The organism is uncultured Imperialibacter sp. (genome assembly GCF_963974565.1).
GTDB lineage: Bacteria > Bacteroidota > Bacteroidia > Cytophagales > Cyclobacteriaceae > Imperialibacter > Imperialibacter roseus.
Window position 1 is genome coordinate 49005 of record NZ_CAXBCJ010000029.1, and the last position, 16832, is coordinate 65836.

Genomic DNA, 16832 nt, shown 5'->3' on the forward strand with positions numbered 1-16832 from the left:
TAGTTATTGACTTGGCGCTGCAACTACATCGATTGACTTTCCCCATCGGTTCAACTCGGTTTCACTCCAAAGACCAGGGAAGAATGTAACCATTTGAAAGCGTGGTGGCAAGTATTTTTGCCAGTTGGTGCCGCCTGTAGCAGCAATTACGTCAGGTTCTCTTTGCAGGTACCTGGTGGCCGACTTAAAGTGAGAAAGCGGCCACTTCACGTTCGCCTCCTGGTCTAATGTCCTCATTAATTCTATAAGTTCTTCATCCTGACGCTTTTCGTACTGCTGCTGATAAACGTCCCAAATCGTTCGGTGTTTGATCTCTTCACCAAATTGAATGAACTCACGGTGGTATTTATCCTCAAACTGGCGAAGTGTCAGTGTCTTTTTTGACGAAGCCAGCTCCGTTGCACCTCTTTTCCAGTACAGATTGTCGATAAGTAACTCCACCGAAGGTTCGCCGTGCACACTCTCCCGGTAGGCCTTATCCGTCAGGTTGATCAATGATGTCGAGCCGATTTCTATCAGTCGGTATTGGGCAGACTGAAACCCGCTTGCAGGCAACAGCGCCATTCTGAACTTCAGAAACTGGGAAGGCTCCATGCCATCGATCATTACCTCAAATGAATCCACCAGGTGTTTCCAGTAGCGAAGGATCCTTTTGATCCTTACTTTAAAAAGGCCGATGTCATCAGCGTCGTCGAACGACAGCTGTGTCATTTCGTTTCTTATCAGCTGAAAATAGAGCTCCGTGATTTGGTGATAAAGAATGAATATCTTTTCATCAGGAAAACGGGTTCTCGGTGTCTGCAAACTCAGCAGGGTATCGAGGTGAATATAGTCCCAGTAGGTAAGGTAATCAGCATGCAAAAGACCGTCGAGATACGATGACAAATCTTGCCCCATCGCCTCATACTTCTCCTCCAATTTTCTGATCTGAGATACGATCTTTTGATCTTTTTCCGAATTGCTCATCAAACAAAGGAATTAATTGTTTTAGTTGTAAATTTGAACGTTTAAAGGGATTTAACCAAAAAATAGCATGTCCGTAAATACATTAACCCCAGGCACCCAAGCCATTAAAAATCAAAAACAAGACCTATTCGAATCTCCCGACTTTTATGAAATTGATGACCTGCTAACTGAGGAACATCTACTGATCAGGAGTTCAGTAAGGGATTTTGTTAAGAAAGAAATCACTCCCTATATCGAACACTGGGCCGAAAATAACCATTTTCCCTATGAGATCGTTCGGAAATTCGGAGAAGTTGGCGCCTTTGGCCCCACCATTCCTGCAGAGTATGGTGGAGGCGGGCTGGATTATATTTCTTATGGCCTGATTATGCAGGAAATAGAAAGAGGTGACTCGGGCATGCGCTCTACAGCGTCTGTACAAGGCTCCCTGGTGATGTATCCTATCTATAGTTATGGCAACGAGGAGCAAAAAATGAAGTACTTGCCCAAACTGGCAAGTGGCGAAATGCTCGGTTGCTTCGGTCTTACAGAGCCTGATTTTGGATCGAACCCGTCGGGCATGAAAACTAACTTCAAAGACATGGGCGACCACTACCTCCTCAACGGAGCCAAAATGTGGATTTCGAATGCCCCTAAAGCAGACATCGCTGTGGTGTGGGCCAAAAACGAAGAAGGCCGGATCCATGGCCTGGTAGTAGAGCGAGGCATGGAAGGCTTTTCCACGCCGGAAACTCACGGCAAATGGTCGCTGAGAGCCAGCTGCACGGGCGAACTGGTGTTTGACAATGTAAAAGTGCCCAAGGAAAACCTACTGCCCGGCAAAAGCGGCCTGGGCGCACCCATGAAGTGCCTCGACAGCGCCCGCTACGGAATTGCCTGGGGAGCGATTGGTGCGGCTATGGACTGCTACGATGCAGCCCGCAGGTACGCTCTGGAGCGTATTCAGTTCGACAAGCCGATCGGAAGCTTCCAGCTGATTCAGAAAAAACTGGCCGAAATGCTTACGGAAATAACGAAAGCACAGCTGGTTAACTGGAAGCTCGGCAAAATGATGAACGAAGGCAAGGCCACCACACCACAGATTTCGATGGCCAAGAGAAACAGCGTGGCAACGGCGCTGGACATAGCAAGAGAAGCCAGACAAATACATGGCGGTATGGGCATCACCGGAGAGTACCCTATGATGCGCCACATGATGAACCTGGAATCGGTGTTGACCTACGAAGGCACACACGACATCCACCTGCTGATTTTGGGAAATCATATCACGGGAATTCCTGCTTTCAAGTAAAAAGGCGGCCTTAATGACTTTACAAAGGGAGGTTCCTGAGCATGGAGCCTCCTTTTTTTTATTCCTGAGCACCGCTTGCAATGCTGTCGAAATCATCATCAAACCGCTGTGCACAAACCAAAGTAAATACCCAGCCAATTTCTCCCTTTCGAGTTGGAACGGGGGGATTTTTAGCAGAAATGAGCTGCGTATTTCCTTCTTGATCAAATTTTCATTAACCTTTGCGCTCGCTTAGATAAACATTCAATTAACAGACGCTTTATGAAGATTTCGATAATAGGTGGTGGCAACCTGGGGGTGGCGATTGCCGAAGGGATAATTAAAAAAAACTACGCCAAAGCGGAAGACATTACTGTTACCCGACGAAACGTCCAATTGCTGGATCAGCTGGCTGAGAAGGGTGTGAACATCAGTGCTGACAATGTGCAGGCCACCGAGTCGGCCGACATGGTGATTCTTGCCATCAAGCCCAAGCAAACAAAAGAGGTGCTGCAGCAAATCAAGTTCGCAGTAGAAAAGAAGGGGCCTATCGTTGTATCGGTGGTTACCGGCGTACTCATTCAGGACATGAAGGCCATACTGGGAGCGCAGGCGTTGGTTTACCGGGCCATGCCTAACACAGCCATTGCCATCTGCGAATCTATGACCTGCCTGGCTGGAGATGAGAGTAACAAGGAGGCCTCAGAAGCTGTCTTGCAACTTTTTTCACAGCTTGGTGCTGCCATCTATATCCAGGAAGAGCTGATGAATGCATCTACTATTCTTGGTGCCTGCGGCATTGCCTATGCGCTCAGGTTCATCAGAGCAGCTTCTCAAGGAGGTATCGAAATTGGCTTTAGTGCCAAGGTGGCACAGCTAATTGCCACACAAACGGTAAAAGGAGCAGCTAGTTTATTGCTTGAAGGCGGGCGACACCCTGAATATGAGATTGATAAGGTAACCACACCACAAGGGTGCACCATTGCCGGCTTGAATGAAATGGAGCATCAGGGCTTCAGCTCGGCACTGATTAAAGGGATCATTACGTCGTACAACAAAATTTAAGGTTTGAATGCCCACATGCCGAACGGATGTGGGCCATTCTCCCTCTATCTCATCAATACCCCAACTGCCTCGAAAGACAATTCCTGAACAGGCTCCGTAATGGCGGCTATTTCTTCGTCGGTCTTTCCGGCATCTTTGGCATAGTGCTGCAATTCTTCAACAGGCGTTAACGACTTCAGCGCCACTCCCTCTATCACTACCTCCCTGCCTTTGGCATTTTTTGGCACAAAAAATCCATAGTCCTTAAAGGTTACCCTCATAGTTTCGTTGTTGCCAAGATCGAGCTTCATCCAACAACCCTTAGCCTGGCACACATCAACAATGGTTCCCCTCACCTTGGTGTAAATTGAATCACCAGCCATGGCTGTAAGTTGGGCTACTGGTGATGCCTGATCGTCGGTTATAGCGGCACCAAAGCTTTCGTAAACCGCCTCATCAGCAACAGCGGCTTGCTCATTTTTCACTTCCTTTTGCTGGCAAGCAGTCAGCATCAACGCTGAAATACCTATGTATAATAGTTTACGCATGATTGTCTATTTTTCGCATGAAGATACGAAACACGGGGTTAGGTTATCAACAAAATTCTTATCGGATTGTGGAAAACTTCTGATTAACAACCGTTTATGAAAGGTGAAGAATTATTAATATTGAAATAGAAACCTACTTCCCCTAAGTTCAATGAAAATTGGAAAGACCTGGAGCAAAGTCCTTTTAATCGTTGAGGTAACATTGTTTTTCTCCCTCCTGGTGGTTATCGTCATCAATAAATTTTTCATGTCTATTTTTTGAGGCACACATAACATTTCATTCATCACAATTTTTCTAAAAACGCCGCTTCTTTTTTGCAAATTGTATAAATGAAGGGTTGGACAAACTACCATAGCCATACGCATTACTGCGACGGTAAAGGCACAGCAGAAGAATATATCAGCCGGGCTGTTGAGCTTGGGATGATCTCCTATGGGATTTCATCGCACGCCCCTACGCCATTTCCATGGCCATGGACAATGAAAAAGGAGAGCATGTCCGACTATTTCACAGAGATTCAGGACTGCAAGGCCAAGTACTTTGGGATTATTGATGTGTACAGCAGCCTTGAGGTTGACTTTATACCTGGTGTTGTTTCGGTCAACAGCGATTGGATTGTCGACGCTGACCTGGACTACAGCATAGGCTCGGTGCATTTTGTGGACTCATTTGCCGATGGCACGCCCTGGGAAATAGACGGAGCATCGAAAGTTTTCAACGATGGATTGCAATCTATTTTTGGTGGTGATGCCAAAGCTGCTGTTCAAAGATACTTCGCCCTTACCAGACAAATGATTGAAGAGGCTCCTCCTACCATCGTGGGGCACCTCGATAAAATCAAAATGCAGAATAACAACGGGCTGCTTTTCAGCGAAAACGACAGGTGGTACCAGAAGGAGATCGTAGAAACGCTGGAGGCTGTGAAGGAAAAAGGGCTGATGCTGGAAATTAACACCCGGGGTTTATATAAAAAGAAAACCACCACGAGCTACCCCTCGCCGTGGATCTTCCGTTACCTGAAGGACATGTCGATTCCCATCATGATGAACTCCGACAGCCATCACACACAAGAAATGACTGGGTTTTTCAGCGAAACAGCCGAGCGGTTGATCAGTGCCGGCCTCACGCAAGTGATGGTACTTCTCAACAATGACTGGCAGGAAGGTCGCCTTACCGTGGACGGGATTGAGGTGTGATCAGTTGAGAATGTGCGCCTTTTGCATTAGATTGATATGACGCTAGTTTGATTTTTTAATAGCTATGCTGAACGCCCGAAAAGCAAATGGTTTGATGGGCATTTTGCATAACAACAACACACACATGAGCGAATCCATGGATGCCCTCAGCTGGCAAAAGAAAATCTACCTTGATGGCATGGCGGGTATTTTGCCAAAGGTGCCTGTCGACTTTGCCAAACTTCAGAAAGCCGCCAAAAAGAAAATGAGCAAAGAGGCCTGGGCCTATATTGCCGGAGGCGCAGGTCGGGAGACTACGATGGCTGAAAACCTCTCAGGCTTCGAAAAATGGAAGATTGTTCCCCGCATGCTCAACGATGTATCAAGAAGGGACACTTCTACTACCCTCTTTGGTCAAAAGCTTCCCCTACCACTGCTGCTCTCTCCAGTGGGCGTGCTGGAAATGGTGCACAAAAAAGCCGACCTGGCGGTGGGGAAGGCTGCAGCAAAAGCTGGCATTCCCTTTATCTTTTCCAATCAGGCGTCAGTGCCAATGGAAACGGTTGCCAGGGCCATGGGCGATAGCCCAAGGTGGTTTCAGCTCTACTGGAGCAAGTCGAATGAGCTGGTGGAAAGCCTGGTGAAAAGGGCCGAGAATTGTGGCTGTTCGGCTATCGTGGTAACGCTCGACACCTCCATGCTCGGCTGGAGAACCAGGGACCTCGACCTGGCCTTCCTCCCCTTCCTGAAAGCCAAGGGCATTGCTCAATACACCAGCGATCCGGTGTTTATGCGCCTGCTGAGAGAGAAAGCCATCGGCGAGGAAACGCCTGTGGAAAGGAAAATCAGGCCAACCACCTTTCTGTCCCTTATTCAATTATTAAACAACTACCCAGGCAACTTCTTTAAAAACGCTTTTTCTGGCGAACCACTGGCTGCCGTCCGACAATTTATCAATATCTACTCCCGGCCTTCCCTTACCTGGCAAGATCTCGCATTTCTGAGAAAAAGAACCAAGCTACCCATTCTGCTGAAGGGCATTCTGCACCCGGAAGATGCGAAAATGGCCATGGAACATGAAATGGATGGCATTATACTTTCTAACCACGGAGGCAGACAGGTAGATGGCGCTGTGAGCACCATTGAAATGTTGCCAGAAGTGAAAAAAGCCGTTGGTGAAGACTTCCCCATCCTGCTCGATTCGGGCGTACGCTCCGGGGCGGACATGATGAAAGCGGTGGCACTCGGTGCTTCGGCCGTTTGCATGGCAAGGAGTTATGCTTTCGGGTTGGCCATTGACGGAGAAGAGGGGGTATACGATGTCATCAGGAACATGGCAGCCGATTTTGAGCTCAACATGGGCTTGGCTGGTTGCAAGAATATTGAGGAAGTGAAAGCGCTGAAATTGAGAGAATAGCACTTTTTTAAAGAACAATACCCAAATAACAAGCGCAAAAAAAGGCAAGTAAATCTCAAATTCGAATAAGCGAAATCCGAAACTTGCTACGCCATCAGATCCACCGACACTTGGGCCGTCCTCTGACCTTGGGTCGTCCCCTGACAGCCCAAACGCATCGCAAAGGAGTTTAGTCAAGGTCTGTCGGGAGACAGACCACGAAGTTGGAGGTTGTTTTCGAGGTTTCTCATTTTGTGCCTTGGAGCTTATTTGAGATTTGTCATTTGTTATTTGGGGTTTCCTTGTAGCAGCTCAACTGCTTATTTGAGGTTGATTTTTGACATTTCAACAGATGTCTGACAACCCCTACCATCTCTTTCAGGCTTCCACACCTTGGCTCGTCTTGTGACCTTGGGCTGTCCCCTGACAGCCCCAACACATCGCAAAAGGCTTTCGTCAAGGTCTGTCGGGGGACAGACCACGGAGTTGGAGGTTGGTTTTTGAGGTTTCCCATTTTGTGCCTTGGAGCTTATTTGAGATTGACTTTTGACATTTCAACAAATGTCTGACAACACCTCTTATCTCTTTCAGGCTTCCAGTGGAAACTCAAATGTAAAAATGGCTCCTTTACCCGGAGCGGTGTCAACACTGAACTGCCCTCCGAACTTCTTCACACGATTTTCAATATTCTGCAAGCCAATGCCACCCCTTCTTCTGGCTTCTTTGTAGTCGAAGCCTATGCCGTCGTCTTCCGCAGTCAGTATCACGCTATTCTCTGTCTTATTCATCTGAACGATGAACTCGCTGGCATGCGCATGTTTGAGCACATTGGCAAGCATTTCCTGGGTAATACGGTAGATGCCTGTTTCCATTTCTACCGGCAGCCGTTCTTCCAGGTTAAAGTGCATCACTTTCATGACCACGCTGTCCGACTGATTGATCCTCGCTGCCAGGTCATCCATGGAGCTGACCAGCCCATACCGGGATACCTGACCGGTAGAGAGGTTATGAGAAATGCGCCTCACTTCGGTCACCGCCTCATCCAGCATTTGGGTGGTTTTGACTGTCTCGTTTTCGGGGCTTTTTTGTTCTACGTCTTTTTTGACAGTGCTGCCAATGAAATTGAGTTTAATCGCCGACAACATACTGCCCAGCCTGTCGTGAAGCTCCTCAGCGATGCGCATGCGTTCTTTTTCCTGCCCTTCTATCAGGGCATTGAGCGAGCTTACCTCCTGCTCTTTCAAAAGCGCATCGATGCGAACATTGCGTTCCGTTAGCGCCTGCATACTTCTGAGCTGGCTAGCCTTTTGCCGTTGTGCAAAAAAGGCCGAGACCGCAATGGCCAGCGCCACTGCCAACACAATACCCACCCGGTAGGCATTCTTTTCTGATGTAGCCAGCAGCACTTCCTGCTCCTGCGCCTTCTTTTCCGAGGTGAGCTTCTCTATTTCTTTCTCCTTGAGCTCGGTTTCGTATTTGATGGTGAGTTCTTTGATGGTATTTTCTTTCTCAAAGCCATATAGAGAATCTGACAGATCATGATACAACTCCAAACTATTGTAAGCTTTTTCAAATTCTCCCGTTTCCGAATAAATAATGGAATATAAGTTTTGGGCTTCCTTACGATACGCAAGTGCATCAATCTCGTTGGCCAACTCATCCCCCATTTTTAAATAGCTTAACGCCCCTTGGTGATCTCCTAGCTGGTTTACCACCCTGGCTAGCAAAAGTAAATTATAGCAATATTTATACTTGTCTCTGGCCCTCAAGTCGCTCCTGTGTACTCTAAGAAAGTATGCTTTTGCCTTCTGAAAATCACCTTGCTTAAAAAAATTATAGCCCAAGGAATACCAAACAACTGGGAATTCTCCAGCCTCTCCTAGTTCTCTGAACATTTCGAGAGCGGCTTCATAAAATTCAGATGATCTATCATAATCTTTACGAACTCCGTATAGGACCCCAAGACTTGTATATAAATCCGAAAGCCTTGATATGTCATTCAACTCTAACAATAGCTTTTTAGCTTCTAAAAAATAATATTCTGCTCTTTCGTACTCACCTATTTCCATTAAATAATTACCCAGAGAGTGCAATCCGATTGTGTATTGCTCAGGTGAGCCAAACGCTTTTCTCAATTCCAGCGATCTAAACAAAAGCTCAAGAGCCTTTCTTCTGTTTCCCAAGTATTTATTGGTATTCGCCAATGTGTTGTAGTTATAGGCTACTCTTAAAGAGTCACCAAGTTCTCTGTACAATTCAATGGACTTTTGACCGAATTTGATTGTATTTAGATAATCGGCTTTTTTCGAATGCGCCAACGACATGTTTCGATAAAACAAGCCGAGTTTCGCCTTATCTCCCATCTCAATAAGTAACGGTTCCAAAGGAATCGCAGCGGACAAACAGGAATCTGGAAAAGTCGTACTCAAGCCGTCCACAATTGCAAACAGACTATCAATTTTAGCCTGTTTTATAAGCACCTGACCATTAGTTTGGTAAGAAAATCCGATAACAACGATCAGAACGAAATGCTTCAGTTTCATTTAAATCAATGGGTTTCTTGCTGGAGAATATGCACCATTTATATACTCCGTTTTAACAGAAATAACTGGCAAAACTAAAACTAGTAAAAATAGTGGTAGTTGAAACTGAGAAAGACAAATCGCAAACGTCAAATCTCAAGTAAATCACAAATTCAAATAGCTGAAGTTCCCGTCCCTTGGGCTGTCCCCTGACAGCCCGTAGGCGCCGCAAAGGAGTTTATTCAAGGTCTGTCGGGGGACAGACCACGGGGATCACAAAAAAACAACAGCTAGAAACAGGAAAATGAAGCAAAAGATTTCTTCGCTACGCTACGAAATAGCTTCGCTCATGTAACGATTAGATTTAGCCTTGACAAAGCGGCTGCTTGAAGTTTCTCATTTTGCACATTCGAGATTTGTCTCCCGCACCCTGGCTGTCCCCTGCCAGCCCTTCGGCACCACAAAGGAGTTTAGTCAAGGTCTGTCGGGGGACAGACCACGGGCATCACGAGAAAGTAACTGCTGGCAACAGGAAAATGAAATAGCGAATTTCTCTCCGCTAGCTGGCGGACTACGAAATAGCTTCGCTCAGGCAACGATTAGATGCAGCCTTGATAAAACTCCTTTTTGAAATTTCCTATTTTGTGCCCTGGAACTTATTTGACGTTTGCTTTTTGCTATTTGGAGCTTTAACCCCTAGTTCTGCAAATCAAAATACCCATTCTCATAGGCGTAGCGGATAAGGCCTGCCGTGTTTTTCACTCCCAGCTTGTTGATGATATTACGGCGGTGGGTGTCTACCGTAAAGTGGCTTAGGAATAGCTTTTCGGCAATTTCCTGAGAAGTAAGCTCCTGTGCTATCAGTTTAATGATTTCAATCTCTCTGCTAGTGAGAAAGGTGTTTTCATCCTTCTCTTTCCGGAAGCTGTCATAGAAAATCCCGGAAACCTCCTTACTAAAGAATTTCTCACCCTTGTGTACGGTCATAATTCCCTGCACAAGCTCCTCTTTGCCGGTGTTTTTCAGCACATAGCCATCCACACCCGACTCCAGCAGCTCACGGATAAAGCCAGGCTTGTCGTACATAGTCAGCACGAGGATGCGGATTTTCGGGTACTTCTTTTTGATCTGCTCTGCTACCTGAAAGCCGTTCATCTTGGGCATTTGCAAATCGAGCAAAATAACGTCAACGGGCCTTCTGGAAACAAACACCATGGTTTCCTCTCCATCGTTGGCCACGCCAACAATCTCCAGCCCCTCTACATCGTCTAGCAACGACTTAATGCCGTCCACCATCAAATGATGGTCATCTGCTATCAACACCTTAATATCACTCATGCCTCTAATGGAAATTCAAATGTAAAAATGGTTCCTTTTCCCGGCGAAGAGTCCACGCTGAACTGTCCACCGAATTTCTTTACCCTATTGTCAATATTATGGAGGCCGATGCCTCCCCGCTTTCTGGCTTCCTTGTAGTCAAATCCTTTGCCATCATCCTCAGCTGTCAGGATAACGCTATTGTCCGTCTTGCTTAGCTGAACGGTAAACTCATTGGCCTGCGCATGTTTTAGCACGTTAGCCAGCATTTCCTGAACAATGCGGTAAATGCCAGTTTCCAGCTCAATGGGCAAGCGCTCGCCGAGGTTGAAATGCAGCACTTTCATTTTGATGCTATCCGAGCGATTGACAGTGGCTGCCAGGTCTTCCATGGACCCAACCAGGCCGTAACGAGACACCTGCCCGGTGGAGAGGTTGTGCGACACCCGCCTGACCTCCGTGACGGCTTCATCGAGCAGACCGCTGGTTTTGGCAGAATAGTCCTCCACCTCGTCCTGACTCAGATCCCGCTTCCCTATCCAGCCGTTAAAGTTGAGTTTAATGGCCGAAAGCAGGCTCCCCAGCCTGTCGTGCAGCTCTTCAGCAATGCGGAGGCGTTCCTTCTCCTGCCCTTCAAGTAAGGCGTTTAGTGTGTTGACCTCTTGTTCCTGGAGCAGTGAATTGATCTGCGTATTTCGCTCCGCCAGGGCCTTTTCGCTTCGCAACTGCATGGCTTTTTGTCTTTGAGTGAAAAAGGCCAGAATGGCCAGCGCCAACGCAATAGCAAACACAACAGCGATCATGTAGGCATTCTTCTCAGTGGTAGCGAGAAGAATTTCTTTTTCTTGAAGTTCTTTTTCTGACGAAAGCTTTTCAATCTCCTGCTCCTTTAGCTCGGATTCATATTTGATGGTGAGTTCTTTGATTGTCTTTTCTTTTTCCAAACTATAGAGAGAATCTGACAGTGTATGATAACGGCCTAAGCTTTCGTAGGCCTTTTCGTATTCACCTTGCGCATTATAGATTTGCTTAAATAGCTCCTGTGCATCAATGCTAAACCTCAATACACCCATTTCAGTGGCCGTTTCATCGACTCGCTTGGCATAGTCCAATGCCGCTGCATAATTTTTAAGTTGGTATTCGGTTCTGGAAAGAGAAGCGAGGTTATAGCAATATTTGTATGTGCTACTAGATTTGGAAAGGCCTTTGTCTGCATTTAGAAAATAGGTTCGCGCTTTGGCAAATTTTTCCTGCTTAAAGAAATTGTACCCAATAGCAGTCCATACTTTCGGAAAACTTGCATCGTCTCCGGCTTCCTGATACAAAGTCAGCGCCTTTTCATAAAATTCAGAGGACTCTTCTAGCCCTTTATTTATAGAGGCGAGAATTCCCATATTATAGTACATATCTGCAAGTTTAGCTGGAGTATCCGTCGTTTCCAGAATTTCTAAAGCTTCTAGATAATATTTTTCGCAAGTGTCATATTCTTTTATTTCCATGTAATAATTACCTAACGCATACAGGGATGTTGCATAGTCAACTCGAGTTCCATACTCTTTCATTAGTTCGATAGACCTAAGGCTATATTCAAGGGACTGTTTTACATGCCCAAGATACTTATGTGCACTCCCCAATGTGGTGTAGTTGTCAGCTACTCTAAGTGAATCTCCTAGCGATCGGAAAATACTAATTGATCTATTGGCGAAATCTATCACGTTGGGATAGTCACTTTTATAAAAAAAAGCAGTTGACATATTCCAGTAGAGTTCTGCTAGTTGACTATCGTTTTCCTGGCTTTGAAGTATGGATTCCAAATAAAAGGAAGTAGCCAAGGCTGAATCTGGCTTCTGACTTCTATGCTTAGCAATAATTGAAAAAAGGCTGTCTATTTCAGCCTTTTTATTAAAATCCTGACCGCAAACAATTGGACAAATGAAAATTAGACTTACAGATAATAATCTCGGATTCATTCAATTTTATTTTTCTTGGCCTGGTTTGGGATCTTCCGGTGGTGGTGGTGGTGGATCATTTGGTGGATCTCCTTGTCGGAATTCAGCATTGTAAACAAATGACACATTGATCGGCAGCTTTTTCATAATAAGTAAGGGTTAGAGTGAAATATTAGTTACTTCGAAAGGTACCGGTTTACCATTATCGCTACATACCTATTTCTCGGTATTTTTAACAAACTTCGCCAGCAAGGTGTGAAAATGATGCACGCCTTTCTCTCGTGTTGGTGAGAACCGGCCTCCCGGATAAAACCTGGATCGAATGCCCTTCTGCACAGCCTCCACCACAAACTCGTCTTCCCGTTCTACCTTGTCGGTCATCACATCCGCTCCTTGCTTGTAGCGCTCCTCATCCAATATATAAGTAAGGAAGCTCACTTTGGTTCTTCCAATGGAGAGAGGCTTCACTATGTTCACTGAAAGTCCCCACGGATAAAAGTTAAACATCATATTGGGGAAAACCCAATAGTACCAGGCTGAAACCACTTTCCCGGAGTCGGGGTGGCCATTGGGCAGCTCAAAGCAATCGCTGCCGGGTTTGCCGTACCCTATCTGCAGGTTGCAATGGTCATAAGTCACCGTTGTGTAAGTGCCGTAGTCGAGCACGGCGTTGAGGTCTTTGTGCACAAATGGTATGTGAAACCCTTCGAGGTAGTTGTCGCAATACAGGGCCCAGTGGCTGTTGACCAGGTAGTCTCTACTGAACTCCGGCGCAAAACGGAACTTCGTGTGGTCAAGAAAACCTACCCGCTCCTGCATCACGTCAATTACCTGCTGAAAATCGAACGCCGGTGCTAACGAGGTGAAAAGAAAGCCAAACCAGGTGCGCAACTCGAGCGAGGGCAGGTTGTCGCAGTCTCTGGGAAAGTTTTCTGCTTCACCAAACTCCGGCATGTGCTCAAACTGGCCATCCAGCGCAAACCGCCGTCCGTGGTACTGACAAACGAGTTTTTTGGCCCTTCCAGGATTCATGCAAAGCAATGCTCCCCGGTGTGTGCACACATTGCTCAGACAGCGTACTTGCTCATCGCTGTCCTTTGTCAGCAAAAGAGGCTCGTCCAAATATCCTTCCAGCAAAGTGAGCGGATAGACACTCTCCGAAAGGCCTACCTGACTTTCCTGCCCTATCCACTGCCACGACCGGGCGAAGACTTTCTCCCTGAGGCTTTCGAACACATGGCTGTCTCGGTAAAAAGAAGCGGGAAGCGTTGTAGCTTTTTTAATATTTGGGTCAATGTTCAATGGGCTCATGATAGGTTTCGATGGATAAACGACCAAGATAAGGATAACCCCAAATGAATGCATGTAACGCACGGAAATTCTGACATCTGCCAGCCGCTCTACTCGCTTTCCATCGTCATAGCCCAGGGTTTAAACCCTGGGCTATGACGATGGAAAGCCAATGCCTACTCAGCTCATTCGTAAAAAAATGTCATCATTGTGCTACCTTAGTTCGAAACTTGCGTATCTCCCAATTGACATCGCTCTATGAGGACATCTTTTGCTAAAATATCATTTATCCTGGTGCTGGTCATTGTGCTGCCCATCAGTGTGCTGGTGATATTCGAAGTCCGCAGCCTCAATCAGAGCGTGGCCATGATGCAGGCCATCTACGACAAGGAAATCGACACCTTCCTGTTCTCCATCAATCAATATTCCGACGACGTGGTCAACAGCATGACCACCCGCATTGATGATGCCTGGAGCAGAAAAGGAGCAGGCGAGTTCCCAAAAGAGATTCTTGAAGGTTACCCGGGGGTGTCGGCTATCTTTTTCTTTCCGCTGGAAAAAAAACAAAAGCTGGCCTTCTACGCCAAAGACGAAATCCCCCAACAACAACTCATAACTCTGCTTGAAAACCATATCCGGGAAGACTCAGCACTGGTTAAAAAAATGACTGGCTATCGGTCGGCTGGCTTTCGAAAAATTGAACCCTACAAGGTGCTGGCTGTAGATGGCGAGCGGTTCAACACCCTGCTGATGGTGCTTGGAGAAAATCCCGACACCTATTCGCTCTGCGTAATGATCATTCGCCCTTCCGACTTCATTGAAGAGCTGATTGCACCTAAAATGGAACAGGTGGCAGGCGAGGAGTTTGTGCTGGCGGCATCCAACAAGGTGACCGGCGAGCTTATTTACACCACCGACTCACTGATGAACAACAAGGCACGCTCAAAGACCATCTGGTTGCTGCCTGAGTACGAACTGGAGATCTACATTCCCGGCAACTCCATTGAGATGGTGATGCAGGAGCGATCCAACACCAACATGATCATGATAGGCATGGTGTCGCTGGTGCTGCTATTGGGTTTTGCTATGGTTTTCAGGAACATTAGGGCAGAAATGCAGCTAGCACAAACCAAGTCGGACTTTGTCAGCAACGTGTCTCATGAGATCAGAACACCACTGTCGCTCATCAGCATGTTCGCAGAAACCCTGCTGCTGGGGCGGGTAACTACGGAAACAAGGAAGAAAGAGTACTACGAGATCATTGTAAAGGAAACCGGCAGGCTGACCAATATTGTGAATAAGATCCTGAATTTCTCTCAGATAGAGGCCAATAAAAAGACGTATCACCTGGAGTCGGTTTTGCTTAACGACATTGTGAGAGAGGTGCTGCACACCTATTCGTTTCATTTGGAGAACAAGGGATTTACCTACAAGGTCCACTTCACGGATGACTTACCCAACATGATGGCGGACACGGAGTCGGTGATGGAAGCCATTATCAACCTGCTCGACAATGCCATCAAATACAGCCCCGACACCAAACACCTGGATATATCTACAGAACGGATGGAGCAATGGGTCGTGGTGGCCGTCAAAGACCAGGGTGTAGGCATTGAGGAAAAAAAGTTAAAACAGATCTTCGACAAATTTTACCGGGTGACGCAGGGCGACATCTACAACACGCAGGGAGCGGGACTCGGGCTGTCGATAGTGAAACACATCATGGAAGCGCATAGCGGGCAAATTACCGTAGAAAGTGAGCCGGGAAAAGGCAGCACCTTTAAACTGATGTTTCCTATTTTAGTAAAGAAATAACAACACCATGGCCAAGATATTGATAGTTGAAGATGAGCTGCACATGCGGATGGGACTGAAAGACAACCTGGAGTTTGAAGGCTATGCCGTGGAGCTGGCAGAAGACGGCGAAAAAGGTTTGCAGAAGATTCAGCAGGCTTCGTATGACCTGATTGTGCTCGATGCGATGATGCCCAAAATGTCGGGGTTTGATGTGTGCAGGCAGACTCGCAAGCTCGGCATCAAAACGCCTATCGTCTTTCTGACGGCCAAAGGAGAGGAAATCGACAAAGTGGTAGGGCTTGAGATCGGCGCTGACGATTATATGACGAAGCCGTTCAGTCTGAGAGAGCTCATTGCCAGGATAAAGGCCATCCTTAGAAGAACCGATGGGCAATCAGGAGCTGGGGCGGCAGGAAACGCAGATAATATTGAGAAAGCCTCCATTGGCAGGCTAACTGTCGACTTTAAGCACTACCTGGCCCACGAGGGGAGCGAGCAGGTAAAGCTATCGCACAAGGAGTTTGATATCCTAAAGTTTCTCCTTGCCAACAAGAACGACATTGTGAGTCGCTATAAGCTCTTGGAAGACGTGTGGGGTTACGAGGCACAGCCTACGACTCGGACCGTCGACAATTTTATACTGAAGCTCCGCCAGAAGGTGGAAGACAACCCTAATGAGCCAAAGATTATCTTGACGGTGCATGGCATTGGGTATAAGATGATTATTGATTGAGGATTTGAGGAGTTGGTGATTTGAAATTGGCCAATTGGCGTCTGGCTATTAGGATGGGGCTTCCGCCCATATCGCAATCGTCCGCCTGTGAGGCTTTTTTTGTGGTGTCCGCCAGGGAGCAGGATGGGGCTTCACCTCCATCCTGAAGGTATAACGCCCCTTCAGGGCTAGCCCGGCTCCAGGGCTTAGGAGCAGGTGTCGGCACGGCAACTAGCCACAAGAAAAGAGCCGTCAGACACCGGATTTACCTGGCTGCTGGTTTCCAATCTTCTTATCGGATGGGGCTTCACCGCCATCCTGAAGGTATGACGCCCTTTCAGGGCTTGCCGGCTTAGGGGTGCCCGGCTTAGGGCTTAGGAGCATGTCGGCACGGCAACTAACCGCAGAGAAAGAGCCGTCAGACACCGGGGTGTACCTGGCTGCTGGTTTCCAATCTTCTTATCGGATGGGGCTTCACCGCCATCCTGAAGGTATGACGCCCTTTCAGGGCTTGCCGGCTAAGGGGTTACGATAGGGTCGGTACTGCAACTAACCGTAGAAAGCTCCGGTCTTCTGTCTTCCGCCTCTCTTCCGGCGGCTGACGGCCCCACCGCAGCAAGCCCACTTGCCGTACCGACGCCTCCCGGCAATCTCCGGTCTCCCGACTGCGGTCTTCAAACTCTTCCCGCCCCCTTTTTTACATCTCTCAACAACTTTATGACATTTCGTGACAGCCCTTGACTGAGCTATGACAAACCCTGCCCGGGTTGCCCGTATTTATGTATAACTGATTCAACAACAAGTCAATTAAATTCAGAAACTCATGAAAAGAACTATCATTTTAA

At 47.1% G+C, this 16832-nt stretch carries 12 protein-coding genes; 6 read left to right on the forward strand and 6 right to left on the reverse strand.

The features are described from left to right. Positions 1-3: 3 nt before the first annotated feature. Positions 4-966 (reverse strand): tryptophan 2,3-dioxygenase family protein, encoded by a 963-nt coding sequence (locus tag AAC052_RS26195; RefSeq protein WP_339816104.1) that lies wholly within the window; start codon positions 964-966, stop codon positions 4-6. A 67-nt stretch (positions 967-1033) separates the two neighbouring features. On the opposite strand from AAC052_RS26195, the gene AAC052_RS26200 reads away from it, so the two are divergent. Both AAC052_RS26200 and proC read left to right on the forward strand, forming a co-directional pair. Beyond that, positions 1034-2257 (forward strand): acyl-CoA dehydrogenase family protein, encoded by a 1224-nt coding sequence (locus AAC052_RS26200; protein WP_339816105.1) that lies wholly within the window; start codon positions 1034-1036, stop codon positions 2255-2257. Between the two features lie 261 nt (positions 2258-2518). Further along, positions 2519-3301, forward strand: coding sequence for a pyrroline-5-carboxylate reductase (gene proC / locus AAC052_RS26205; protein ID WP_339816106.1), 783 nt, complete (start codon positions 2519-2521; stop codon positions 3299-3301). A 44-nt stretch (positions 3302-3345) separates the two neighbouring features. On the opposite strand, the gene AAC052_RS26210 is transcribed toward proC, so the two are convergent. Beyond that, positions 3346-3828 (reverse strand): DUF4920 domain-containing protein, encoded by a 483-nt coding sequence (locus tag AAC052_RS26210; RefSeq protein ID WP_339816107.1) that lies wholly within the window; start codon positions 3826-3828, stop codon positions 3346-3348. 330 nt (positions 3829-4158) lie between these two features. Here AAC052_RS26210 and AAC052_RS26215 point away from each other — a divergent pair, with 330 nt between their 5' ends. Both AAC052_RS26215 and AAC052_RS26220 read left to right on the forward strand, forming a co-directional pair. Continuing rightward, positions 4159-5025, forward strand: coding sequence for a histidinol-phosphatase (locus tag AAC052_RS26215; RefSeq protein ID WP_339816109.1), 867 nt, complete (start codon positions 4159-4161; stop codon positions 5023-5025). A gap of 94 nt (positions 5026-5119) precedes the next feature. Continuing rightward, positions 5120-6421 carry an alpha-hydroxy-acid oxidizing protein gene (locus AAC052_RS26220; RefSeq protein WP_339816110.1) on the forward strand — a complete coding sequence of 434 codons (1302 nt, stop codon included), beginning with the start codon at positions 5120-5122 and terminating at the stop codon, positions 6419-6421. A 566-nt stretch (positions 6422-6987) separates the two neighbouring features. Here the strand turns inward: AAC052_RS26220 and AAC052_RS26225 are convergent. The 4 genes from AAC052_RS26225 to AAC052_RS26240 form a co-directional block, all read right to left on the reverse strand. Continuing rightward, positions 6988-8943, reverse strand: coding sequence for a sensor histidine kinase (locus AAC052_RS26225; protein ID WP_339816111.1), 1956 nt, complete (start codon positions 8941-8943; stop codon positions 6988-6990). 675 nt (positions 8944-9618) lie between these two features. After that, positions 9619-10260, reverse strand: coding sequence for a response regulator transcription factor (locus tag AAC052_RS26230; protein WP_317491292.1), 642 nt, complete (start codon positions 10258-10260; stop codon positions 9619-9621). Further along, positions 10257-12053, reverse strand: a complete 1797-nt coding sequence (locus AAC052_RS26235) for a tetratricopeptide repeat protein (RefSeq protein WP_339816112.1) — start codon at positions 12051-12053, stop codon at positions 10257-10259. Before AAC052_RS26235 ends, AAC052_RS26230 begins: the two co-directional genes overlap by 4 nt. 351 nt (positions 12054-12404) lie before the next feature. Further along, positions 12405-13499 (reverse strand): aromatic ring-hydroxylating dioxygenase subunit alpha, encoded by a 1095-nt coding sequence (locus tag AAC052_RS26240; RefSeq protein WP_339816113.1) that lies wholly within the window; start codon positions 13497-13499, stop codon positions 12405-12407. Positions 13500-13736: 237 nt separating this feature from the next. Here AAC052_RS26240 and AAC052_RS26245 point away from each other — a divergent pair, with 237 nt between their 5' ends. Then, entirely contained in the window at positions 13737-15293 is a 1557-nt protein-coding gene (locus AAC052_RS26245; protein WP_339816114.1) for an ATP-binding protein, read from the forward strand. A gap of 7 nt (positions 15294-15300) precedes the next feature. After that, positions 15301-16008 (forward strand): response regulator transcription factor, encoded by a 708-nt coding sequence (locus AAC052_RS26250; RefSeq protein ID WP_339816115.1) that lies wholly within the window; start codon positions 15301-15303, stop codon positions 16006-16008. Positions 16009-16832 lie beyond the last annotated feature (824 nt).

What these genes read in the sequence shown, in the direction of transcription:
- AAC052_RS26220 (WP_339816110.1), top strand. Translation starts at nt 5,120, where the DNA reads ATGGGCATTTTGCATAACAACAACACACACATGAGCGAATCCATGGAT.
- AAC052_RS26245 (WP_339816114.1), top strand. Translation starts at nt 13,737, where the DNA reads ATGAGGACATCTTTTGCTAAAATATCATTTATCCTGGTGCTGGTCATT.
- AAC052_RS26215 (WP_339816109.1), top strand. Translation starts at nt 4,159, where the DNA reads ATGAAGGGTTGGACAAACTACCATAGCCATACGCATTACTGCGACGGT.
- AAC052_RS26250 (WP_339816115.1), top strand. Translation starts at nt 15,301, where the DNA reads ATGGCCAAGATATTGATAGTTGAAGATGAGCTGCACATGCGGATGGGA.
- AAC052_RS26240 (WP_339816113.1), bottom strand. Translation starts at nt 13,499, where the DNA reads ATGAGCCCATTGAACATTGACCCAAATATTAAAAAAGCTACAACGCTT.
- AAC052_RS26230 (WP_317491292.1), bottom strand. Translation starts at nt 10,260, where the DNA reads ATGAGTGATATTAAGGTGTTGATAGCAGATGACCATCATTTGATGGTG.
- AAC052_RS26195 (WP_339816104.1), bottom strand. Translation starts at nt 966, where the DNA reads ATGAGCAATTCGGAAAAAGATCAAAAGATCGTATCTCAGATCAGAAAA.
- AAC052_RS26210 (WP_339816107.1), bottom strand. Translation starts at nt 3,828, where the DNA reads ATGCGTAAACTATTATACATAGGTATTTCAGCGTTGATGCTGACTGCT.
- proC (WP_339816106.1), top strand. Translation starts at nt 2,519, where the DNA reads ATGAAGATTTCGATAATAGGTGGTGGCAACCTGGGGGTGGCGATTGCC.
- AAC052_RS26200 (WP_339816105.1), top strand. Translation starts at nt 1,034, where the DNA reads ATGTCCGTAAATACATTAACCCCAGGCACCCAAGCCATTAAAAATCAA.
- AAC052_RS26225 (WP_339816111.1), bottom strand. Translation starts at nt 8,943, where the DNA reads ATGAAACTGAAGCATTTCGTTCTGATCGTTGTTATCGGATTTTCTTAC.